The 23,212-nt window shown below is 65.1% G+C and carries 19 protein-coding genes; 6 read left to right on the forward strand and 13 right to left on the reverse strand.

The window, feature by feature from the left end:
* Positions 1-32 precede the first annotated feature (32 nt).
* Both ACMG4O_RS11125 and ACMG4O_RS11130 read left to right on the forward strand, forming a co-directional pair.
* Positions 33-650, forward strand: coding sequence for a GNAT family N-acetyltransferase (locus tag ACMG4O_RS11125; RefSeq protein WP_142949747.1), 618 nt, complete (start codon positions 33-35; stop codon positions 648-650).
* 122 nt (positions 651-772) lie between these two features.
* Positions 773-1,438 (forward strand): OmpA family protein, encoded by a 666-nt coding sequence (locus ACMG4O_RS11130; RefSeq protein WP_142949748.1) that lies wholly within the window; start codon positions 773-775, stop codon positions 1,436-1,438.
* Positions 1,439-1,460: 22 nt separating this feature from the next.
* Here ACMG4O_RS11130 and ACMG4O_RS11135 read toward each other — a convergent pair whose 3' ends face one another.
* From ACMG4O_RS11135 to ACMG4O_RS11145, 3 genes are read right to left on the reverse strand one after another with little or no spacing between them, the layout of a single operon-like run.
* Positions 1,461-2,690 (reverse strand): MFS transporter, encoded by a 1,230-nt coding sequence (locus tag ACMG4O_RS11135; protein ID WP_228548015.1) that lies wholly within the window; start codon positions 2,688-2,690, stop codon positions 1,461-1,463.
* Between the two features lie 56 nt (positions 2,691-2,746).
* The gene (locus ACMG4O_RS11140; protein WP_142949749.1) at positions 2,747-3,199 is read right to left on the reverse strand and encodes a PaaI family thioesterase; all 453 of its coding nucleotides are present in this window, start codon (positions 3,197-3,199) and stop codon (positions 2,747-2,749) included.
* Positions 3,199-3,669, reverse strand: coding sequence for a PaaI family thioesterase (locus ACMG4O_RS11145; protein WP_255442606.1), 471 nt, complete (start codon positions 3,667-3,669; stop codon positions 3,199-3,201). Before ACMG4O_RS11145 ends, ACMG4O_RS11140 begins: the two co-directional genes overlap by 1 nt.
* Before the next feature lie 83 nt (positions 3,670-3,752).
* Here ACMG4O_RS11145 and ACMG4O_RS11150 point away from each other — a divergent pair, with 83 nt between their 5' ends.
* Positions 3,753-4,877: an alpha/beta fold hydrolase gene (locus ACMG4O_RS11150; protein ID WP_142949750.1), complete on the forward strand. Its 1,125-nt coding sequence runs from the start codon at positions 3,753-3,755 to the stop codon at positions 4,875-4,877.
* 3 nt (positions 4,878-4,880) lie between these two features.
* On the opposite strand, the gene ACMG4O_RS11155 is transcribed toward ACMG4O_RS11150, so the two are convergent.
* A complete protein-coding gene (locus ACMG4O_RS11155) occupies positions 4,881-5,690 on the reverse strand; it encodes a hypothetical protein (protein ID WP_414433802.1) in 810 nt (269 codons plus the stop codon).
* 102 nt (positions 5,691-5,792) lie between these two features.
* Entirely contained in the window at positions 5,793-6,581 is a 789-nt protein-coding gene (locus ACMG4O_RS11160; RefSeq protein WP_142949752.1) for a ParA family protein, read from the reverse strand.
* 290 nt (positions 6,582-6,871) lie between these two features.
* Here ACMG4O_RS11160 and ACMG4O_RS11165 point away from each other — a divergent pair, with 290 nt between their 5' ends.
* Complete coding sequence (locus tag ACMG4O_RS11165) at positions 6,872-8,218, forward strand: cytochrome P450 (protein ID WP_194855940.1); 1,347 nt, start codon at positions 6,872-6,874, stop codon at positions 8,216-8,218.
* A 33-nt stretch (positions 8,219-8,251) separates the two neighbouring features.
* On the opposite strand, the gene gorA is transcribed toward ACMG4O_RS11165, so the two are convergent.
* Both gorA and ACMG4O_RS11175 read right to left on the reverse strand, forming a co-directional pair.
* Positions 8,252-9,622 carry a glutathione-disulfide reductase gene (gene gorA / locus ACMG4O_RS11170; protein ID WP_142949754.1) on the reverse strand — a complete coding sequence of 457 codons (1,371 nt, stop codon included), beginning with the start codon at positions 9,620-9,622 and terminating at the stop codon, positions 8,252-8,254.
* Positions 9,623-9,745: 123 nt separating this feature from the next.
* Positions 9,746-11,311, reverse strand: coding sequence for an FMN-binding glutamate synthase family protein (locus tag ACMG4O_RS11175; protein WP_414433803.1), 1,566 nt, complete (start codon positions 11,309-11,311; stop codon positions 9,746-9,748).
* A gap of 201 nt (positions 11,312-11,512) precedes the next feature.
* On the opposite strand from ACMG4O_RS11175, the gene ACMG4O_RS11180 reads away from it, so the two are divergent.
* Positions 11,513-12,133, forward strand: coding sequence for a lytic transglycosylase domain-containing protein (locus ACMG4O_RS11180; protein ID WP_142949756.1), 621 nt, complete (start codon positions 11,513-11,515; stop codon positions 12,131-12,133).
* On the opposite strand, the gene ACMG4O_RS11185 is transcribed toward ACMG4O_RS11180, so the two are convergent.
* The gene (locus tag ACMG4O_RS11185; protein WP_194855942.1) at positions 12,130-12,432 is read right to left on the reverse strand and encodes a Rieske (2Fe-2S) protein; all 303 of its coding nucleotides are present in this window, start codon (positions 12,430-12,432) and stop codon (positions 12,130-12,132) included. The two genes, ACMG4O_RS11180 and ACMG4O_RS11185, sit on opposite strands and share 4 nt — an antisense overlap.
* Before the next feature lie 775 nt (positions 12,433-13,207).
* Complete coding sequence (gene ppsA / locus ACMG4O_RS11190; RefSeq protein WP_142950129.1) at positions 13,208-15,580, reverse strand: phosphoenolpyruvate synthase; 2,373 nt, start codon at positions 15,578-15,580, stop codon at positions 13,208-13,210.
* Between the two features lie 209 nt (positions 15,581-15,789).
* On the opposite strand from ppsA, the gene ACMG4O_RS11195 reads away from it, so the two are divergent.
* Positions 15,790-16,608 (forward strand): pyruvate, water dikinase regulatory protein, encoded by an 819-nt coding sequence (locus tag ACMG4O_RS11195; RefSeq protein WP_414433804.1) that lies wholly within the window; start codon positions 15,790-15,792, stop codon positions 16,606-16,608.
* A gap of 21 nt (positions 16,609-16,629) precedes the next feature.
* Here the strand turns inward: ACMG4O_RS11195 and prpD are convergent, their stop codons facing one another.
* The 4 genes from prpD to prpC all read right to left on the reverse strand — a co-directional run bounded on the left by prpD (position 16,630) and on the right by prpC (position 23,145).
* On the reverse strand, positions 16,630-18,114 hold the full coding sequence (gene prpD, locus ACMG4O_RS11200; protein ID WP_414433805.1) for a 2-methylcitrate dehydratase: 1,485 nt from the start codon (positions 18,112-18,114) through the stop codon (positions 16,630-16,632).
* Between the two features lie 16 nt (positions 18,115-18,130).
* Positions 18,131-19,309, reverse strand: a complete 1,179-nt coding sequence (prpF, locus tag ACMG4O_RS11205; protein ID WP_414433806.1) for a 2-methylaconitate cis-trans isomerase PrpF — start codon at positions 19,307-19,309, stop codon at positions 18,131-18,133.
* 22 nt (positions 19,310-19,331) lie between these two features.
* The gene (gene acnD, locus ACMG4O_RS11210; protein ID WP_214011618.1) at positions 19,332-21,923 is read right to left on the reverse strand and encodes a Fe/S-dependent 2-methylisocitrate dehydratase AcnD; all 2,592 of its coding nucleotides are present in this window, start codon (positions 21,921-21,923) and stop codon (positions 19,332-19,334) included.
* A 97-nt stretch (positions 21,924-22,020) separates the two neighbouring features.
* A complete protein-coding gene (gene prpC / locus ACMG4O_RS11215) occupies positions 22,021-23,145 on the reverse strand; it encodes a bifunctional 2-methylcitrate synthase/citrate synthase (RefSeq protein ID WP_348322138.1) in 1,125 nt (374 codons plus the stop codon).
* Positions 23,146-23,212 lie beyond the last annotated feature (67 nt).

A 23,212-nucleotide genomic window follows, 5' to 3' on the forward strand; every position in this document is an offset into this window, starting at 1 on the left:
CTTTTTCGCGGTCAGTCTGCTACAAACGCCGGATGCCTTCATCCTACTCATTATCCCCGGTTCTTTTGCAGCCGCATTGCACCCGCGCCGAATTCGACGCCGTGGTGGAGGTGCTGGCCCGCGCCTTCGTCGACGATCCGTTCTGGCGCTGGCTGTGCCGGCCGGAGGATTTCCAGGTCCGCCTGCGGCGCGGCATGGCCGCGCAGCTGCGCCACCTGGCCCTGCCCGGACGGGTCGATCATATACCCGGTGTGGGGGCGGCGCTGTGGTCGCCGCCGGGCCAGTGGCGTCTGGGGCTGTGGCAGCAGCTTCGCTTCCTGCCCGACTTCGCGGCGATTACCGGGCTCACCCGCCTGCCCGGCCGGCTGAGCGGCATCCAGCATATTCAGCAACTGCATCCGAAGCGACCCCACTGGTACCTGCAGGTGCTGGGGGTGGCGCCGGACCAGCAGGGGCGCGGCCACGCCCGCCGCCTGCTGGCGCCGGTGCTCGCCCTGTGCGACAGGGACCGCCACGGTGCCTTCCTGGAGACCTGCGAGCCGGACAACCTGCCGCTCTACCGCCGCTTCGGTTTCGAGGTGATCCGCGAGGACCGGGTCACCGCCGACGGTCCTCCGATCTGGCTGATGTGGCGCCCGCCGCCGCTTTAAGAGACCGCGATCGCATCCCGGTGCTACCCTACTTTACCGATTTTTACCGCGCCGCTATGGTTTCGGTTCCCTGATCGCTTATTGTTGAGCCACTCAGGAACAATGGATAACAAGGAGTAATGATGAAACGCACTGCCGGATGCCTCTTACTGGCCGGGGCTTTGTCCCTGTCCGCTTGCAGCACCATCAATCCCTACACTGGGGAAAAACAGACTTCCAAGGCCGCCGGCGGCGCCGCCATCGGCGCGGTGAGCGGCGCGCTGATCGGTATCGCCACCTCGGACAGCGCCAAGGAGCGCAAAGAGCGGGCCCTGGCCGGGGCCGGTATCGGCGCCATCGCCGGCGGCGGCGTGGGCTACTACATGGACGTCCAGGAAGCCAAGCTGCGTCAGAAACTGGAAGGCTCGGGCGTGTCCGTCACCCGTGACGGCGAGAACATTATTCTCAACATGCCGGGTAACGTGACCTTCGACACCGACAGCACCCAGGTGAAATCCTCGTTCCGTTCCGTGCTGGACTCCGTGTCCGAAGTCCTCAAGGAATACGATTCCACCATGCTGCAGATCGCCGGCCATACCGACAGCACCGGCGGCGACCGCTACAACCTGCTGCTCTCCCAGCAGCGCGCCCAGGCGGTGGCCGATGTGCTCAGCGGCTACGGCGTGCAGGCCGTGCGCATGGACGTGGTCGGTTTCGGCGAAACCCAGCCGATCGCGGATAACGGTTCGGCGTCAGGCCGCCAGCAGAACCGCCGCGTGGAACTGACCCTGATTCCCTACGAGGAATAATTCAGGGCTCCGCGCCACCGCCTCAGGCGGTGCCGGCCCGGCGTAGCCGCCAGACCAGCACCGCCAGGGGCACCATCAGCATCACCACCAGCATGTACGGAAAACGGTGGTCGAGCGTGTACAGCCCGGTGCCCACCAGTGGCCCGAGCACGAACCCCAGCGACGGACAGGCACTGGCCAGCCCGGCCACCCTGCCCTGCTCCGAACTGTCCACCCTCAGGCTCGCCAGCGACATGATCGCCGGCATGCCGAAACCGATCCCCATACCCACCAGCATCACCGCCAGGGTCATGCCCAGACGGCTGTCGAACAGCCACAGCACGCCGGCGCCCAGGCCGATGGCCGGAACCGCCAGGGCCAGCAACACCAATGCCGGCGCGCGCAGCCATTGCACCACCAGAATCTGGCCGGTCAGCGAGGTGATCGCCGCCGCCATCATGGCGGTGCCCAGGGCGCCGGCCGCTTCGCTGGGCGACATGTTCAGCGCGTCCTGAAACAGAAAGCCCAGGGTCTGTTGAACCAGCGCGAAGCTCATGAACAGCACTACCCCGGTGATCAACAGATCGCGAAAACGGCGGTCGGTATAGGCGCGCAGGCCGGTGGCCAGCACCGTGCGCCGGCGCTGCACCGGCGGCTCGCCGCGGTACGGCGACGGCGGCAGGAAGAACAGAATAAACACCGCCATCAAGGCCACCAGACCGGCCACCAGATAGAGCGGCAGCACCAGCGCCACCGCCGCCAGCATGCCGCCGATGCCCGGGCCCAGCACGGTGCCCAGGTTGTTGGCGGCGCCGATGCGGCCCATGCCGCGGGTGCGCGCCTCCGGCGCGGTGATGTCGGCGGTGTAGGCCGCCGCCGACGGCGGCGTGGCGGCCATGATCACCGCCTGGCTCATGCGCGCGGCCACCAGCAGCGCCACCAGAACGCCGCCGCTCACCCAGCCGGCCAGCCCGGCCTGGAACACCAGCGCGAACAGCAGCGTGCCGGTGGCGTAGCCGCTCAGGCCGATGATCAGGATCGGCCGGCGGCCGTAGAGTTCACTGAGGTAGCCCCACACCGGGCTGGCCAGGGCAAAGGCCAGCGACGAGCAGCTGATGATCAGCCCCACCTGGATCTCGGCCAGGCCGGTGGCCCGGCCCAGCGACGGCAGCAGCGTGAACACCAGGGTCTGGCCCAGGGCGGTGACGCCCACCGCGGCAAGCAGCAGGCTTTGGGTAAAGGTCGAGGATCTGGCAACCGGCGATAATGACAAAGAGGGCCTCCTATCGGGCCCGCTAATATATCACCTTCGTTGCCCTATCGCCGCCGCTAGTTGTTTTCTTCGGACAGCAGGAAGTGGGCGCGGGCAATGGTGATCGGCTCTTCCCGGCGTTTCTGCCAGGCGCTGATGTGCACATTGGCGATGCGACGGCCCAGGCGGGTGATGCGGCATTCGGCGAAGGTGTCGCGGAACAGGCCGGCGCGCAGGTAGTCGATGGTGAAATCGATGGTCTTGGGCACCTTGGGCTCGCCCATTTCCAGCAGGATGAAGATGATCGCGGCCTGCTCCATGAAGCCGGCCACGGCGCCGCCGTGCAACGCCGGCAAGGTGGGGTTGCCGATATTGTTTTCGTTGCGCGGCAGAATGAAGGTCAGTTCCTCGCCCTGCACCAGCAACTCGATACCCAGAAAGCGCGCATAGGGCACGCGGTCCACCAGGTCCTGGTAGTTGGCTTCGCCGTTGCGGCAGGCTTCGATCAAGGCTTTCAGTGAATCGGTCATCAGGACACCACCCGCCCGTTCTTATCCAGTTTCATGCGTGTGTAGGTGGCCAGGCCGGTGGCCACCGGCTCACCCTCTTCCTCGCCCTCTTCCCAGGTGGTCAGCCGCACGAAGGTGACGTTGGGCGTGAGCCGGTAGCAGCTGGCGTAGCAGATCACCGCCTTGCCCGGTGTCGGGGCGTGCAGGTGGTCGACGCGGAAATCGATGGTCGGCGTGATTTCGAAGTTGGGGTACAGGCGGCAGCTGTTCGCCATGCCGCCGGCCTGGTCCATCATCGCGAAGATGGCGCCGCCGTGCAGCACACCGGTGTCCGGATTGCCGACCAGGTCCTCGCGCCAGGGCAGGCGCACACGGACGCCGTCTTCTTCGGCGCTGAGCACTTCCATACCCAGGTTGCGGGAATGGCGCACGGTCTCCAGGGACCGGTTACAGACGTCCATGCGGGTGTAAGGGGGCTTTGAATTTGTCACGGGGGCCAATGCTCTGTTACTGCGGGCCCGGCAAGATTACCGCCTACCCTTACTCGGGATCAATTGCTATCAGCGGAGCCTCCATGGCACCACGTCCTTCCGTGAAATCATCACTGCGCGCATTGAGCCATATGGTGGAGCGCCGCCGTCATCCGCGGCGCTTCATTCAGACCGACAAAACGCCCTGGGACGAAATTTACCGCAACGGCATCATGGCGCTGCGTCATTACAGTTTGCCGCCGATGGCGCGGATTCCGGTCGGCGACGAGGAGATACCGGTACGGCGGGAGAAGCATCGTATTCCGCTGATTCTGGTGCCGGCGCTGGGTATCCACTGCTGGACCTACGACCTGATGCCCAACCGGTCCATGGTCCGTTACCTGATGGCGCGCGGCCATGACGTCTACCTGATCGACTGGGGCCAGCCGTCCCAGGCCGACCGCGACCTGGACCTGGACACCTACGTGAACCAGTGGTTGCCGCAGGTGGTGGAGCGGGTGCGCGAGCACACCGGGTCGGACCAGGTGAATCTGCTCGGCTACTGCATGGGCGGGCTGCTGTGCATGCTCTATCTGGGCAGCCACCCGGAGGCGCCGGTGCGCAGTCTGTCGACCATCGCCAGCCCGGTGAATTTTCATAAAAGCGGGCCGTTCGGCAAGATTTTCAGCCTCGCGGCGATTCCCGCCATGCAGGCCCACGACTGGTTCCAGGTGCGCCTGGAGCCGCTCGACAGCAAGCTGTTCCACATTCCCGCCCGGCTGCTGTCGCTGGGCTTCAAGATGACCAACCCGCCGGGGCTGGTGCAGTCCTACGTGGATTTGCTGCGCAATATGGGCGACCGGGACTACCTCACCGAGTACATGACCATGGGCCAGTGGTTCAACGACATGGTCGACTACCCGGGGGCGGTGGTGCGCGAAGTGATCGAGAAGATGGTGCTCGCCAACAGCCTCGCCGACGGCCGTCTCAGCATCGGCGGGCGGCCGGTGGATTTCGGCGCCATCACCCAGGATCTGCTGGCGTTCGGCGGACGCACCGACCGCATCGTCAGCCTGCGCGCCGCGCGGGAGATTCTCAAAGTGGTGGGCAGCCGCGAGAAGCGGTTCGAGGAAGCCCCCGGCGGCCACGCCGGGGTGTTCGCCGGCAGCAAGGCGCCCGGCCAGTGCTGGCGGGTGATCGCCGACTGGCTGGAGGCGCGCGCCGACTGAGCGCTACTCGGGCGGACCGATGGTGGGCTTGGCGACCTCGGAGGTGGCCAGCTCCACCGCCTGCTGCAGGCTGCTGGTCATCTGCGAGGTATAGCGGTAAACCAGGAACGGCACCGCGTCGTCACCGAACTTGAGCATGGAAGAGCGGATGAACCCCCACTTGAGAGCGGCCTGCTCCAGGGTGCGGTTGAGGTTGCCGTCGCCACGGTGGGCGGCCTGCACCCGCTTGAGCCGGTCGGAAAACGCCGGCACCGCCTGCTCGAAGGCGCCGCGATCCTGTTGCCCCTCATCGTCGCCGTCGTTGTTGTCGGCGATGATCGCCACGTAGGACGAGGTCAGTTGTTGCAGCTCGCTGATCAGCCCGTGGACGTCGTCGTAGTCGCCGTCGGCGGCGCCTTCGAAGTCGTCGATGCCGGCGGCCATTTCCGCCGGCAGGTCGTCCAGCCGCCGCGGGTCGCCGGACGCCGCTTCGCCCTCGGCGTCGCCGGGGGCCGGCAGGGCCTGGTCGGCGGCCATGCGTTGCCACTGGTCGGCGAGATCCGCGACCAGGGCCCGCTCCGCGTCGGACTCGCCGGCGGCGCGCAGTTCATCCAGCGCTTCGGCGGCCTGCTGAGCGGCTTCGTTGAGCGCTACCCGGTAGGTGTCGTTGCCGTCCATGACGGCATACATGTGGTAATCCGTGCGCACTTGCCAAAGATGGTGCTCCAGATCCTCCAACTGGGCGCGGCTCAGGGCCGCGCTCGCGGCCATCGGGGCCGCCAGCCCGGTTATCGACAACACCACCGCCAAGGCGCCCCTGGAAAGGGTTCGCATAGCATCTCCTATTGCATTTCTTTTTGTTGCCCAGCCCGAGGACAAACGCGGCAAAGATAGTACATAGCGCCGCCTTTTACCAATGCGCAATATTGCGCGGGGTCAGCGGCCGGGCCTGCTGAGTTCCGTATAGAGCGCCTGGTATTCCTGCGTCAGCTTGTGCTTGGGGCTCCAGTTGATCAGCGGCGTGGCGCACTCGTGGGATTCGCGCATGGCGACGCTGGCGGACAACTTGCTGTCGAGGATCGGCAGGCCCTCCTCCACCAGCGACGCCACCAGTTCCTTGGGCAGGCGCGCGCGCGGCTGATACTGATTCACCACGATGCCCTGCACGCGCAGGTCTTCGTTGTGATCCTCGCGGGTCTCCTGAACGTTCTCCAGCAGGGAATAGAGCGCCTTGCGGGAAAACGCATCGCAGTCGAAGGGGATCAGCACCCCGTCGGCGGCGATCAGCGCGGACAGGGTGTAGAAATTGAACGCCGGCGGCGTGTCCACATAGATGGCGTCGAATTCCCGGCCCAGGCTTTTCAGCAGGCCGCGCAGCTTGTAGATCTTGTGCTTGGATTCGAGCAGGTGCTCCACCTCGCCCAGTTCACCGTCGGAGGGCAGCACGTACAGGTTTTCGAACTTGGTGAGATGCACGTAATCGCGGGGCGCTTTTTCCTTGAGCTTGAACGACAGCGTCTGCGCGAAGAAGGTGCCGATGTTGGGCGTCGGCCCCTGCTCCTGCTGATACGCGCCCATGCCCAGCAGGTACTGGCTGGCGTTGCATTGTGGATCCAGGTCCACCACCAGCGTCTTGTTGCCCCGGGCGGCGCTGATCGCCGCCAGATTCACGGTGATACTGGATTTACCCACACCGCCTTTCTGATTAAACACCACGGTTCGCATGCACGGTTCTCCTTACCTGAATGGCGCAATGATACACAGGGGCCGGAACGGCTCCCAGGCCGCAGCGACGTGGGCGGCTGTCATCCTTCGTCCACAAAAACTGTGGATAACCCCGTTAACAAGCCGTTGAAGAGTGGCGGCGGCGCCGACACCATGCCGCCTCCGACGAATTGATCGTTCCCTGGCCAGTGCGGGGTAAATGCGCGGCAGAAAGACATTTACCCCCCCTTGTCCCGCTTCCCGTTTTGCGCTCAGTATAGATATACACCATGTTTACCACGGAGTGATCCATGAGCGCCGTTACCCCCTTTGCGCCTGTTCCCACCGGCAGCCCCCTCAAGTCGGTCCCCGGAGATCCGGGCTGGCCGCTGGTCGGGCACACTCTGACCAGTATGCGTGATCCAGTGGGCCTGATGCGACAGCGTTACGACCAGTACGGTCCGGTGTCCTGGACCCGGCTGTTCGGCCTGCGGGTGGTGCAGATGCTGGGCCCGGACGCCAACCAGTTCGTGCTGATGAACAAGGGCGACCTGTTCTCCAACCACGGCGGCTGGGACTTTTTCATCGGCCCGTTTTTCCATCGCGGCATCATGCTGCTGGATTTCGAGGAGCACCGCTGGCACCGGCGCATCATGCAGCAGGCGTTCACCAAAAACGCGCTGCGCGGCTATCTGGAGCGCATGGGGCCGCGCATCACCGCCGGCCTGGACACCTGGCCGGAGGGCGGCATCAAGGTGCTGCCCCGGGTCAAGCGGCTGACCCTGGACCTGGCCACCGATGTGTTCATGGGCCAGGAACTGGGCCCGCGCTCCGAACAGGTCAACCGGGCGTTCGTGGACACGGTGCGCGCCGGCACCGCGCTGCTGCGCTTCCCGGTGCCGGGGCTGCGCTGGTCCAAGGGGCTGCGCGGCCGGCGGGTGCTGGAGCAACTGTTCCGCGATGAGATCCCGACGAAACGGGCCCAGGAGGACAACGACCTGTTCAGCGCGCTTTGTCACGCCACCACCGAGGACGGCGACCGCTTCTCCGACGACGATGTGGTCAACCACATGATCTTCCTGATGATGGCGGCCCACGACACCACCACCATCACCCTGTCCAATCTGTTCTACCACCTGGCCAGCGCGCCGGAATGGCAGGAGCGCCTGCGCGAGGAAAGCCGCGCGCTGGGCAAAACCCAACTGGAATACGAGGACCTGGAGAAGCTGCCGGGCATCGGCCTGGCCATGAAGGAGGCGCTGCGCCTGTGCGCGCCGGTGCCGTCGCTGCCCCGCCGCACCGTGCGTGACGTGGAATACGACGGCTTCCATATACCCAAGGGCAGCTTTATCACCATGGCGCCCTACTTCACCCACTATATGGAAGAGTACTGGCCGGACGCGGAGCGCTTCGATCCGGAGCGGTTCGCCGAACACCGCCGCGAGGACAAGGTGCACCCCTATGCCTGGGTGCCCTTCGGCGGCGGCGCGCACAAATGCATTGGCCTGCATTTCGCCGACATGCAGGTGAAGGCGATCCTCCACCAGGTGCTGTTGAAGTACCGCTGGCGGGTGCCGGCGGACTATGTGATGCCGGTGGACACCACCAGCCTGCCGGTGCCCAAGGACGGCCTGCCGGTGACACTGGAACGGCTGTGACCGCTCCAGAGGAGGGCTTACCCGCGGCCGCGATCAGCCGCTGACGGTCTCACCGTCGCGCAGCGTCACCAGCTCTTCCGCCGAGGTGGGGTGAATGCCCACGGTGGCGTCGAAGTCCGCCTTGGTGGCGCCCATGCGCACCGCCACGGCGAAGCCCTGGGTGATCTCGGCGGACTCTTCGCCGGCCATGTGCAGGCCCACCACCCGGTCGCTGGCGTCGTCGACGATCAGCTTCATCATGGATTTCTCCTGGATGTCACTGAGCGTGTAGCGCATCGGCCGGAACTGGCTTTTATAGACCCGGATGGTGCCGTACTCGGCCAGCGCTTCTTCCTGGCTGAGCCCCACGGTGCCGATGTTCGGGTGGCAGAACACGGCGGTGGGCACATCGCGGTAGTCCAACGGCGCCTTCGGTTTGTGCTCGCCGAACAGATGGGCCGCCAGCCACATGCCTTCGGCCAGGGCCACCGGGGTGAGCTGCAGCCGGTCGGTGACGTCGCCCAGGGCGTGGATGCCCGGCTCGCTGGTCTGGAAGGCGTCGTCCACGATTACCGCGCCGTTGTCGCGGGTCTGCACCGACACGCCCTCGGCGAACAGGCCGTCCAGCTTGGGCACCCGGCCGGTGGCGTAGAACACCTCATCCACCACCAGGCTGTCGCCGTTCAACAGACGCAGGGTTTTCTCGCCGTCGGCGTCGCCTTCAATGGCGCTGACGTCGGTGTTCACATGGATATGAATACCGGCGGCGGCCATGCGCTCGGCGACGAACTCGCGGATTTCACCGTCGAAGCCGCGCAGGATCAGATCGCGGCGGTAAAGCTGATGCACTTCCACGCCCAGGCCGTTGAGGATGGAGGCGAATTCGCAGGCGATGTAACCGCCGCCGACCACGGCGACGCGCTCCGGCAATTTATCCAGATAGAACAGATCGTCGGAGATGCGCACCAGATGGTCGCCGGGCAGTTCCGGCACATGGGGCTTGCCGCCGGTGGCGATCAGAATGTGCTTACATTCCAGAACACGGTCGCCGTCCACGGACACCCGGCCGGGGCCCTCAATGCGGCCGTGGCCTTCGAACACGGTGACGCCGGCGTTATCCAGGATGCGGTTGTAGATGCCGTTGAGCCGTTCGATCTCACGGGTCTTGTTGTCGCGCAGGGTGTTCCAGTCGAACCGCCAGCCGTCCAACTGGTACCCGTAGCTGGCGGCCAGCTCGAACTCTTCCGGGAAGCCGGCGCCGTAGGCGAACAGCTTCTTCGGCACGCAGCCCACGTTGACGCAGGTGCCGCCGAAGAACCGTTCCTCGATAATCGCCACCCGGGCGCCGTGGCCGGACGCCATGCGCGCGGCGCGGACACCGCCGGAACCGGCACCGATGACCACCAGATCGAATTCGTCAGACAAAACACTCTCCTTAATCGTAGACCGCTGCGGGATGGCCGCTATTGTGGCGGCCACCCGGTGAAGAACAAGGCCAGGCGGTTAATCACCCTGATAGCGTGCCCTTATGCCGCCGCGCCCACGCCCTCAGGCGCCGACCCGGAAACGGGCGAACGGCGCGTGCAGGCTGGGCCGCCCCTGGCGCAGATAGAGCCCCGGCTCGATCGGCGGCCACAGCTCTTCCAGGGGCATGGAGTCGCCGTTGGCGTTGACCATGCGGGCGTGGTGGCGGCGCAGCTGGCGCGGCTCCCCCACCCCGCAGGCGTGGGCAATGGTCTCCACTTCCTTGACCAGATTGGCGTGGAAATGCGCCACCCGCGCGCCCTTCTCGCTGGGCACCAGACCGCGCTGCAGGCGCGGGTTGTGGGTGGTGACCCCGGTGGGACAGGTATTGCGGTTGCACTGCATCGCCTGGATGCAGCCCAGCGCGAACATATAGCCGCGCGCGGAGACACAGAAATCCGCGCCTATGGCGATGGCCCAGGCGACCATGGACGGCGTGATCAGTTTGCCCGAGGCGATGATGCGAATCCGGTCCTGCAGCGCGAAGCCGTCGCGCAGGTCCACCACCAGCGGTAGCGACTCGGCCAGGTTCAGCCCCACGTCGTCCATCAGCGACATGGGCGCGGCGCCGGTGCCGCCGTCGCCGCTGTCCACGGTGATGAAGTCCGGCGCGCTCTCCAGGCCCCGTTCATGGATTTCCATGAACAGCTCTTCCAGCCACTGCCAGGAACCGATCACCGTCTTGATGCCGGTGGGCTTACCGGTCACCCGGCGCACCCGCTCAATCATGTCCAGCAAATCCCCGGCGCTGCGGATGCCGGGCTGGCCGTTGGGGCTCACCGACGCCTGCCCCACCGGAATGCCACGAATGCGAGCAATGTCCGGGGTGACTTTCTCCGCCGGCAGAATGCCGCCCTTGCCCGGCTTGGCGCCCTGGCTGAGCTTGATCTCGAACATCTTCACCGATTGCAGGCGGGCCACCTCCCGCAGCTTTTCATCGCTCAGGTTGCCCTCCTGGTCGCGCACGCCGTAATAGGCGGTGCCGATCTGGAACACCAGATCACAATGCCCTTCCAGGTGCATTTCGGTGAGGCCGCCTTCGCCGGTGTTCAGCCAGCAGCCCGCCTGGCCGGCGCCCCGGGACAGGGCCCGCACCGCCGGCGTGGACAGCGCGCCGAAGCTCATCGCCGAAATATTGTGGAAGCTGCGTGCCACGAACGGCTGGTCGGCGTGGGGGCCGATCATCAACGGCAGGGTTTCGGCGGCGTCCTTTTCCAGGGTCGGATAAGGCGTATTCAGAAAGACGATGCGCCCGGCGGCGTTCTGCTTGGTGGTGCCGAATGCCACCGTATTGCTCAGATCCTTGGCGGCGCGGTAGACCCAGCTACGCTGGGCGCGGTTGAACGGCAGTTCTTCCCGATCCATGGCAAAGAAATACTGACGGAAAAACTCGCCGATATGCTCGAAAAAGTAGCGAAAACGACCGATCAGAGGGTAATTCCGTCGAATCGCGTGGGCCTTCTGGAAATAGCGGTCCTGCACCCACAGGATCATGGCCGCCACCGTCACCAGAAACACCATCAACAGCAGGCCCAAGGCCAGCCAGGTGGTCAGTAGATTGACCCAGGCATGCAACTGCTCGGAGAGCATAGGACCTCCTCTAATCGCCCGAATCCATGCTATCACTATAACCCGGCCCCGCCATCCGGGTTGGCCGCTGAAAATCACCGTCTGATGCGAAAAGGTGAGAACCCGGACTAATAATCCGCACAGGGCACCTAGCCCGACCGCTAATACTGTGGTATCACTTTCAACTGGAATCGGGATGTAAAATCAGTAAGAGACAAAACAATGAAATTACCGGGGGTCTGCGGCCTGGTTTTGGCACTGGGGGTGTCGATGCCGGCCATCGCGGAAAACATCTACACCTACCGTGGCGACGGCGGCGAAATCCTGTTCACGGACAAGCCCCGCGCCAAGGTGGACGCCAGCTATACCCTGCTCTCCGTGCGCAAGGGTTGGAATTACACCCCCACCACCCTGAGCGCCGCCCGGCGTGACCGCTACGACACCGTGATCGCGCGCGCCGCCGACGATTTCGGCGTCGAACCGGCCCTGGTGAAAGCGGTGATCCACGCCGAATCCCTGTTCGACCGCACCGCCGTGTCGCGGGTCGGCGCCCAGGGTCTGATGCAGCTAATGCCGCGCACCGCCCGCTACCTGGAAGTGGCCGACCCGTTCGACGCCAGCGCCAACATCCACGGCGGCACCCGTTTCCTCGCCTACCTGCAGAACAAATTCAGCACCCTGGACCAGGTGCTGGCGGCCTACAACGCCGGCGAAGGCAACGTGCGCCGTTACGGCGGCATCCCGCCGTTTCCGGAAACCCAGGCCTACGTGAAAAAGGTCAAACAGCTGCGGCTGCGCTATCAGCTGCAACTGGCCAAGGAAGACGCGGTCGCCAGCCGCTAAAGGTCACTGACCCCGATCCAGGGGCCGTCGTAATCAATCCGGTAGCGTTTCAGGCAATAGCCCTGGGCGCCGCGGCACTGACCGCTGCTCAGGGAAAACTCCAGCCCGTGCCCGGGACAGCGCAGCACCTCGCCGCGCACCGAAGCCCTTTCCAGGGGAAACTCCCCGTGCGGGCAGCGGCGCTGCACCAGCCAGGTGGCGCCGTCCTCATGAATCAGCAGTAACTCCTCGCGGCCGATTTGCACCGGCAGCCGCAGCCCGTCGTACAGATCCAGCGTGCGGATAAGGCGATGGAACATTCCGCGCTCTCCTCCCCCTGCGATGCCGCCAACCTTAGCATGCGATTACCGGATCGTCCCGGGCCGGGGTGTCGGACTGTGGGAGCGGGCCCCGCCCGCGAAAGGGTGGCTTTAGCCACCCGGCAGGATTCCAGAACCTTTCTCTCCAGAAAGCCCGCACCGGGATCGGGTGGGCCCGTCCAGGACACGCCACGAGTACATCCCTGTAGGCTCGGCCGGGCGGCGGACCGCTTTGGCCATCCCTGGCCAAACACGGTCCTGGACGGGCCCACCCGATCCCGGCGCTCCTGGGAAAATTTACCGCCACGGGCCAGAAAACCGCCAGGACCATTCTACGAAGCTCGGTTTGTGGGAGCTTGCCTCGCAAGCGAAAGGCCGGCTTTGCCGGCCGGCAGGATTCCAGAGACGCTGTTGGTGCTGCCGTTAGAAGAGCCTCTGGCATCCTGCCGGGAGCTTCGCTCCCTTTCGCGGGCTGGGCCCGCTCCCACAAGGCTTAATCCCACACCCCCAGCTTCGTAGAAAGGTCCGGCGCCGGCGATAACCCGGAACACCGGAATCTCACTCCGGAGCGTGTCTGTGTTATGCCCTTCCGGGACCCTGGAGGACAGGACGTCCGACAGGGAGCGTACAGGGACGTATTCACAGCGTTCCCGGAAGGGCATAACACAGACACGCGCCCCCGGCTGGAGAGACCCCGCCCGGCCAAAACGCGATGCACCATAAAAAAGCCCGGCGCGAAGGCCGGGCTTTTCGGGGGTGGAAACTGGGTCGAGGGTCAGTCGACCAGGTTTTCCGCCAGGTAGAACCAGGTGCCCATCACCGAATCCGGGTTCAGGGACACGGAGGAGATACCCTGGTCCATCAACCAGCGCGCCAGATCCGGGTGATCGGACGGCCCCTGGCCGCAAATGCCCACGTACTTGCCCTGGGCATTGCAGGCGTCGATGGCCATCTTCAGCAGCGCCTTCACCGCCGGATCGCGCTCGTCGAACAGGTGGCTGACGATGCCGGAGTCCCGGTCCAGGCCCAGGGTCAGTTGGGTCAGGTCGTTGGAGCCGATGGAAAAGCCGTCGAAGTACTGCAGGAACTCGTCGGCGAGCAGCGCGTTGGTGGGCAGCTCGCACATCATGATCACCCGCAGGCCTTCGTCGCCGCGCTTGAGCCCGTTCTTGGCGAGCAGATCGATCACCTGCTCGGCCTCGCCCGGGGTGCGCACGAACGGCACCATCACTTCCACGTTGGTGAAGCCCATCTGCTCACGGACTTTCTTGATCGCGCGGCACTCCAGTTCGAAGCAGTCGCGGAAGTTTTCGCTGATGTAGCGGCTGGCGCCCCGGAAGCCGAGCATCGGGTTTTCTTCGTCCGGCTCGTAGAGGCTGCCGCCGATCAGGTTGGCGTATTCGTTGGACTTGAAGTCGGACAGGCGCACGATCACCTTTTCCGGATGGAAGGCGGCGGCCAGCGTGGCGATGCCTTCCACCAGTTTCTCGACGTAGAAGTCCACCGGATCGTCGTAGCCGGCGATGCGCTTGTCGGCGGCCTGTTTCACGTCGCGCGGCAGGCTGCCGTAGTTCAACAGCGCCTTGGGGTGCACGCCGATCATCCGGTTGATGATGAACTCGAGACGGGCCAGGCCCACGCCCTGGTTGGGCAGCGTGGCGAAATCGAAGGCGCGGTCCGGGTTGCCCACGTTCATCATGATCTTGAACGGCAGCTTGGGCATGGACTCGATGGAGTTGCGCTGGATGTCGAAGTCCAGCTTGCCTTCGTAGATGTTGCCGGTGTCGCCCTCGGCGCAGGACACGGTCACTTCCTGGCCGTCCTTGAGCAGGTCGGTGGCGTCGCCGCAGCCGACGATGGCCGGCACGCCCAGTTCACGGGCGATGATCGCCGCGTGGCAGGTGCGCCCGCCGCGGTTGGTGACGATGGCGGAGGCGCGCTTCATCACTGGTTCCCAGTCCGGGTCGGTCATGTCGGTGACCAGCACGTCGCCGGGCTGCACGCGGTCCATTTCCTTGATGTTGGAAACGATGCGCACCGGGCCGGCGCCGATGCGCTGACCGATGGCGCGGCCTTCCACCAGCACCTTGCCGGTCTGCTTGAGCAGGTAGCGCTCCATCACGGAGGCGTCGGAACGGCTTTTCACGGTCTCCGGACGGGCCTGGACGATGTAGAGTTTGCCGTCGTCGCCGTCCAGCGCCCATTCGATGTCCATGGGCATGCCGTAGTGCTTTTCGATCTCGATGGCCTGGCGGGAAAGGTCTTCCACCTGGGCATCGGTGAGGCAGAAACGCAGCCGGTCGGCGCTGTCCACGTCCACGGTCTGCACCGATTTGCCGGCGCTGGCTTCGCTGCCGTAGACCATTTTCTGCATTTTGCTGCCCAGGTTGCGGCGCAGAATGCAGGGGCGCTTGTTCAGCAGCGTCTTTTTATGGACATAAAACTCATCCGGGTTCACGGCGCCCTGCACCACCATTTCGCCCAGGCCGTAGGAGGCGGTGATGAACACCACGTCGCGGAAGCCGGATTCGGTGTCCAGGGTGAACATGACCCCGGCGGCGCCGGTCTCGGAGCGCACCATCTGCTGCACGCCGGCGGACAAGGCCACCAGTTTGTGGTCGAAGCCCTGGTGCACCCGGTAGCTGATGGCGCGGTCGTTGAACAGGGAGGCGAACACTTCCTTCACCGCCACCATCACATGGTCCAGGCCGCGAATGTTGAGGAAGGTTTCCTGCTGACCGGCGAAAGAGGCGTCCGGCAGGTCTTCCGCGGTGGCGGAAGAGCGCACCGCCACCGGCAGTTCGCCGTCGCCGCCGCCCATTTTCTCATAGGCGTCGCGGATCGCGGCTTCCAGCTCGGGCTGGAAGGGGGCGTCCACCACCCATTTACGGATCTTCTCACCGGTTTCCGCCAGAGCCACCACGTCTTCCACGTCCAGCGCCCCGAGCGCCTCATTGATCTTGGTGGTCAGATCGTTGTGCTCGAGGAAGTCGCGGAAGGCTTCCGCGGTGGTCGCAAAACCGCCCGGGACGGACACGCCGGCCGCCGCCAGGTTGCTGATCATCTCGCCAAGGGAGGCGTTCTTGCCACCGACGCGCTCGACATCGCCCTTGCCCAGATCCTGAAACCAGACTACGTATTCCGCCAAGGTCGTCTCCTTAAGTATTGCTGGCCTGGGGAGCCTCCGACCCACTCTTGGCGCGCTCTGGCTTTACGCTTCAGGTCGCCGGGGGGTGTTTCGAGGCTCTCTTAACTTTACCGGAATGAATGGAGGCGCCATTCTACCCAAAACATCAGCGCTTTGCCCGCCCGGATTGGGCAATCTGTTACGACTTTTGTGGAAGGAGCATCGAGCCCATGGCCAGAACCGCCTTTTTTATCTCCGACGGCACCGGCATCACCGCCGAGACCCTCGGTCACAGTCTGCTGAGCCAGTTCGGCGGCATCAAATTCGACCAGGTGACGATTCCCTATGTGGCCTCGGATGACCTGACCCGGGAAGCGGTGGCCCGAATTGACCGGACGGCGCAGACCGACGGCGCCAAACCCATCGTCTTTTCCACCCTGGTCAACGACGACCACCGCGCCATCCTGCACACCTGCAAAGGCAAGGTGCTGGATCTGTTCACCGCCTTCCAGCAACCCCTGGAGGACGAATTGGGCGTGACCGCCAACCACAAAGTGGGCCAGAGCCACGCCATCCGCGATCAGAAAGCCTATCGCATCCGCATTAACGCGGTGCACTTCGCCCTGGACAACGACGACGGCGCGCGCACCCGCTATTACGACCAGGCGGATTTGATTCTGGTGGGGGTATCGCGCTCCGGCAAGACGCCGACGTGTCTGTATCTGGCGCTGCAGTTCGGCCTGTTCGCCGCCAACTACCCGCTCACCGAGGACGATTTCGACGATCTGCGGCTGCCCGATGCGCTGGCCCCGCACAAACACAAGTTGTTCGGCCTGACCATCAACGCCGACCGGCTCAGCGCCATTCGCAGCGAGCGCAAGGCGGGCAGCCGCTACGCCTCACCGCGCCAGTGCGATATGGAAGTGCGCGCCCTGCAGGCGCTCTACAACAAGTTCAATATTCCCCACCTGGACGCCACCGAGCTGTCCATCGAGGAAATCAGCACCCGCATTCTCGCCACCACCGGGCTGCAGCGCCGGCTGCAATAACCGGCGCCGCGAGCGGCCGGTTCAGATCACGAACCGGTCCATGAACTCGTTCACCGGCGTGTCGTTCAGTCGCGCCGGATCCAGACACAGGTCCATGATTTCCGCCACCCGGGCGGCCGGGAAACGGGTCGCCAGATTGCGTTTGAACTTCTGTTCCAGCACCGGGATGCCCTCTTCCCGGCGCCGGCGGTGGCCGATGGGATACTCCACCGCGACCTGATCGGTGCTCGAGCCGTCCTTGAAGAACACCTGGATGGCGTTGGCGATGGAGCGCTTTTCCGGGTCGTGATAGTCCTTGGAATAGCGCTCGTCCTCGACGATCTCCATCTTGTCGCGCAGCTCGTCGATCAGCGGGTGCGCCTCGTGGAACTCGTCCTCGTAGTGCTCCGCCACCAGGCTGCCGAAGATCAGCGGCACCGCCGTCATGTACTGGATGCAGTGGTCCCGGTCCGCCGGGTTGGCCAGCGGCCCTTGCTTGGAAATAATGCGGATCGCCGAGTCGTGGGTGGTGATCACGATGCGGTCGATTTCATCGAGGCGGTCCTTCACCTGCGGGTGCAGGGTCACCGCCGCTTCGCAGGCGGTCTGGCTGTGAAACTCCGCCGGGAAGCTGATCTTGAAGAGGATGTTTTCCATCACGTAACTGCCGTAGTCACGCTGGAACTTGAACTTGCGGTCCTCTTCGGGCTTGAGCTTCTGGTCCTTGTTGGTCTTCGAGAACAGGACGTCGTAGAAGCCCCACTGGGGCGCGGACAGCGCGCCGGGGATGCCCATCTCACCGCGCAGGGCGATGTCCGCCAGGCGCACCGCGCGGCTGGTGGCGTCGCCGGCGGCCCAGGATTTGCGCGAGCCGGCGTTGGGGGCGTGCCGGTAGGTGCGCAGCGCCTGGCCGTCCACCCAGGCGTGGGAGACCGCCGAAAGCAGCTGCTCCCGGTTGGCCCCCATCATCCGGGCGACCACGGCGGTGGACGCCACCTTGACCAGCAGCACGTGGTCCAGGCCGACCCGGTTAAAGGAGTTTTCCAGCGCCAGCACGCCCTGGATCTCGTGGGCCATGATCATGGCTTCGAGCACGTCCTTGATGGTCAGCGGCGGCTTGCCGGTGGCGAGATTTTTCTGCGACAGGTAGTCGGCCACCGCCAGAATACCGCCGAGATTGTCCGAGGGATGGCCCCACTCCGCCGCCAGCCAGGTGTCGTTGTAATCCAGCCAGCGCACGATGCAGCCGATGTCCCAGGCCGCCTTCACCGGGTCGAGCCGGTGCGGCGTGCCCGGCACCCGGGCGCCGTGGGGCACCTGGGTGCCCTCCACGATCGGCCCCAGATGCTTGCTGCACTCCGGGAAACGCAGTGCCAGCAAACCGCAGCCCAGGGTGTCGATCAGGCAGTTGCGGGCGGTGTCCCAGGCCTCCTCGGAGTCAATCCGATAGTCGAGGACGTAATCCACGATGGCCTGAATTTCCGGATCGTAGTCCGGGCGCAGATTCTGGTCGACATTGCTGCTCATAGGGCCTCCTTTCGTCCTAAAAAGCGTCTCCGGGTACGCGCACCCAACCCTCCATCAGAATACGGGCGCTACGGCTCATGCTGGCCTTGGTGACCACCCATTCGCCGTCTTTCTGGTGGGCTTCGCCGCCCACGCGCAGGGTGCCGGACGGGTGTCCGAAACGCACCGCGTCGCGTTCGCCGCCGCCGGCGGCCAGATTCACCAGCGTGCCGGGAATCGCCGCGGCGGTGCCGATGGCCACCGCCGCCGTGCCCATCATGGCATGGTGCAGCTTGCCCATGGACAGCGCCCGCACCAGCAGGTCGACGTCGGCGGCGGCCACTGGTTTGCCACTGGAAGCGACATAGTCGCGCGGCGGCGCCACGAACGCCACCTTGGGCGTGTGCTGGCGCTGCTCCGCTTCTTCCAGGGACTGAATCAGCCCCATGCGCAGGGCGCCGTGGGCGCGCAGGGTTTCGAACATGGCCAGGGCGCGGGCGTCCTCGTTGATGTCGCCCTGCAGCTCGGCGCCGGTATAGCCGACGTCCTCGGCGTTGACGAACACGGTGGGGATGCCGGCGTTGATCATGGTCGCCTTGAGCGTGCCGATGCCGGGCACGTCCAGCTCGTCCACCGGGTTGCCGGTGGGGAACATGGCGCCGTCGCCGTCCGCCGGGTCCATGAAATCAATCAGCACTTCCGCCGCCGGAAAGGTCACCCCGTCCAGCTCGAAGTCGCCGGTTTCCTGAACCCGGCCGTCGGTGATCGGCACATGGGCGACAATGGTCTTTTCGATATTGGCCTGCCAGATGCGGACCACCGCGACCCCGTTATCGGGAATGCGGTCGGCGGCCACCAGGCCGTTGCTGATCGCGAACGCGCCCACCGCCGCGGTCAGGTTGCCGCAGTTGCCGCTCCAGTCGATGAACGGTTTGTCGATGGAGACCTGGCCGAACAGATAGTCCACGTCGTGGTCGGGGCTGTCGCTTTTCGACAGGATCACCGTCTTGCTGGTGCTGGACGTGGCGCCGCCCATGCCGTCGGTGTGCTTGCCGTAGGGGTCGGGGCTGCCGATCACCCGCAGCAGCAGCGCGTCCCGGGCGGGCCCGGGGACGCGTGCCGCTTCCGGCAGATCGTTAAGGCTGAAGAACACGCCCTTGCTGGTGCCGCCACGCATGTAGGTGGCGGGGATTTTGATCTGGGCTGCGTGAGCCATGGTACGGATCCTCGCGATTGCGTTAGCTGGCGGCCTGCATGAAGTCCTTGGCGAAGCGCTGCAGGATGCCGCCGGCGGAATACACCGAGACTTCCTCGGCGGTATCCAGACGGCAGATCACCGGGATGCGCTCCACGTCGCCGTTGGCCCGGTGCATCACCAGGGTGAGCTCGGCGCGCGGCGACGCCTCGCCTTCCACGTCGAACACCTCGGTGCCGTCGATGCCCAGGGTGTGGCGGGTGGTGCCTTCCTGGAACTGCAGCGGCATCACGCCCATGCCGATCAGGTTGGTGCGGTGGATGCGCTCGAAGCCTTCCGCCACGATCGCTTCCACGCCGGCCAGCGCCACGCCCTTGGCGGCCCAGTCGCGGGACGAGCCCTGACCGTAGTCGGCGCCGGCGATGATGATCAGCGGCTGCTTGCGTTCCATGTAGGTTTCGATCGCTTCCCACATGCGCGTCACCTGGCCTTCCGGCTCGACCCGGGCCAGCGAGCCCTGGATTACGTTGCCGTCCTCGTCGCGCACCATTTCGTTGAACAGTTTCGGGTTGGCGAGCGTGGCCCGTTGGGCGGTGAGGTGATCGCCGCGATGGGTGGCGTAGGAGTTAAAGTCCTCCTCCGGCAGCCCCATCTTGTCCAGGTAAGCACCGGCGGCGCTGTCCAGCAGGATGGCGTTGGACGGCGACAGGTGGTCGGTGGTGATGTTGTCCGGCAACACCGCCAGCGGCCGCATGTTCTTCAGCGCGCGGGCCTCCGCCATGGTGCCTTCCCAGTACGGCGGGCGGCGGATGTAAGTGGACTGCGGGCGCCAGTCGTACAGCGGGCTCACCGCCTTCGCCCCGCCCTCTTTCTTCTCGAACATGGGAATGTAGGTGCGGCGGAACTGCTCCGGCTTGACGCTGGATTTAACGATGGCGTCGATCTCGCTGTCTTCCGGCCAGATGTCCTTGAGCATGATCGGCTTGCCGTCCGCGTCATGGCCAAGCACGTCCTTCTCGATATCGAAACGGATGGTACCGGCGATGGCGTAGGCCACCACCAGCGGCGGCGAAGCCAGGAACGCCTGCTTGGCGTAGGGGTGGATACGGCCGTCGAAGTTGCGGTTGCCGGACAGCACCGCGGTGGCGTACAGGTCCCGGTCGATCACTTCTTTCTGAATCTCCGGGTCCAGGGCGCCGCTCATGCCGTTACAGGTGGTGCAGGCGAACGCCACCACGTCGAAGCCGAGCTGCTGCAGTTCCGGCAGCAGTTCCGCTTCCTCCAGGTACATCTTCACGGTCTTGGAGCCCGGCGCCAGGGACGACTTCACCCACGGCTTGCGGATCAGGCCCAGCCGGTTGGCGTTACGGGCGATCAGACCGGCGGCGATCATGTTGCGCGGGTTGCTGGTGTTGGTGCAGGACGTGATGGCGGCGATGATCACCGCGCCGTCGGGCATTTCGCCCTCTTTCTCTTCCCAGGCACCGGCCACGCCGCGCGCCGCCAGGTCCGCCGCCGGCAGCAGCGCGTGCGGGTTGGACGGGCCGGCCAGGTTACGGCCCACCGAGGACAGGTCGAACTTGAGCACGCGCTCGTACTCCACGCCCTTGAGGGCGTCCGCCCACAGGCCGGTTTCCTTGGCGTATTTTTCCACCAGGGCCACCTGCTCGTCTTCGCGGCCGGTGAGTCTCAGGTAATCCAGGGTGTTGTCGTCGATAAAGAACATGCCGGCGGTGGCGCCGTATTCCGGGGTCATGTTGGCGATGGTGGCACGGTCACCCACGGACAGGCTGTCCGCGCCTTCGCCGAAGAACTCCAGATAGGCCCCCACCACCCGTTCCTTACGCAGGAACTCGGTGATCGCCAGCACCAGGTCGGTGCCGGTGATGCCGGGCTTGAGCTTGCCGGTCAGTTCCACACCGACGATGTCGGGCAGGCGCATCATCGACGGATTGCCCAGCATCACGTTTTCCGCTTCCAGGCCGCCGACACCCACGGAGATCACGCCCAGCGCGTCCACCATCGGGGTGTGGCTGTCGGTGCCGACACAGGTATCCGGATAGGCGACCCCTTCGCGCACCTGCACCACCGGCGACATCTTTTCCAGATTGATCTGGTGCATGATGCCGTTGCCCGGCGGGATCACGTCCACGTTATCAAAGGCGGTCTTGGTCCAGTTGATAAAGTGGAAGCGGTCCTCGTTGCGGCGGTCTTCCACCGCCCGGTTCTTCTCGAAGGCGTTCTCCTCGAAGCCCGGGTGTTCCACCGCCAGGGAGTGGTCGACGATCAGCTGGGTGGGCACCACCGGGTTGATCTTGGACGGGTCCCCGCCCTGCTCGGCGATGGTGTCACGCAGGCCGGCCAGATCCACCAGGGCGGTCTGGCCGAGAATGTCGTGGCACACCACCCGCGCCGGGTACCAGGGGAAATCCAGATCCCGCTTACGCTCGATCAGCTGTTTCAGAGAATCCGTCAGCGCCGCGGGCTCGCAGCGGCGCACCAGCTGCTCGGCGAGAATGCGGGAGGTGTACGGCAGCTTGTCGTAGGCGCCGGGCTGGATCGCGTCCACCGCGGCTCGGGTATCGAAGTAGTCCAGATCCGTGCCTGGAAGGCGTTTGCGGTATTCGGTGTTCATGCCTGGGAGTACCTGAGTAGAAAATGGTAGTGCGGGGAAGAACGCCGGGCATCCGCTGGTCGCGGACGCCCGCGGCGCTCTCTTTTTTCGGCCTGCCTTATCGCTCGGCGATGGGCGTGACCTTGCGCAGTTCCGGGCCGGTGTAGTCGGCGCTGGGACGGATAATGCGGTTGTCCGCGCGCTGCTCGAACACATGGGCGGCCCAGCCGGTCAGGCGGCTCATCACGAAGATGGGCGTGAACAGCTTGGTGGGAATGCCCATGAAGTGATAGGCGGACGCGTGGAAGAAGTCGGCGTTGCAGAACAGCTTCTTCTCGCGCCACATCACTTCCTCGCAACGTACCGACACCGGGTACAGGGTGGTGTCGCCCACGTCCTCGGCCAGCTTCTCCGCCCAGTGCTTGATGATCGCGTTGCGCGGATCGGACTCGGTGTAAATGGCGTGGCCGAAGCCCATGATCTTCTCTTTGCGCTCGAGCATGCCGAGCATGCCTTTCTCGGCGTCGTCGGCGTCGCTGAACTTCTCGATCATCGCCATCGCCGCTTCGTTGGCGCCGCCGTGCAGCGGGCCGCGCAGGCTGCCGATGGCGCCGGTGACACAGCTGTGGATATCGCTGAGCGTGGACGCGCAAACGCGGGCGGTGAAGGTGGACGCGTTGAACTCGTGCTCCGCGTACAGAATCAGCGATACGTTCATCACCGTTTCATGCAGCTGATTGGGCTTCTCGCCGCGCAGCATGTGCAGGAAGTGGGCGCCGATGGAATCGTCGTCGGTCTCGGTGTCCACGCGCACGCCGTCGTGGCTGAACCGGTACCAGTAGCAGATGATGCTGGGGAACGCGGCCAGCATGCGGTCGGCCTGGTCGTCCTGCTGGTCGAAGCTGGTTTCGGTTTCCAGGTTGCCGAGCATGGAGCAGCCGGTGCGCATCACATCCATGGGATGGGCGTCCTTGGGTACCCGCTCGAGCACTTCCTTGAGCGCCTGGGGCAGCCCGCGAAGGCCTTTCAGCTTGGTTTTGTAGGCGTCCAGCTCGCTTTGGTCGGGCAGCTCGCCCTTGAGGATCAGGTACGCCACCTCTTCGAACTGGCAGTTCTCCGCCAGATCCTTCACGTCATAGCCGCGATAGGTCAGGCCGGAGCCGGATTTGCCCACCGTGGAGAGCGCGGTCTTGCCCGCTACCTGGCCACGCAGGCCGGCGCCGCCAACTTTCTTCTCTGCCATCGTCGTTTTCCTCTGCTCAAGAAGTGAAACGCTGCCGGCCCGGCGTGACCGGGCACCAGGTGCCGTC

The organism is Alloalcanivorax venustensis (genome assembly GCF_047495515.1).
Classification (GTDB): domain Bacteria; phylum Pseudomonadota; class Gammaproteobacteria; order Pseudomonadales; family Alcanivoracaceae; genus Alloalcanivorax; species Alloalcanivorax venustensis.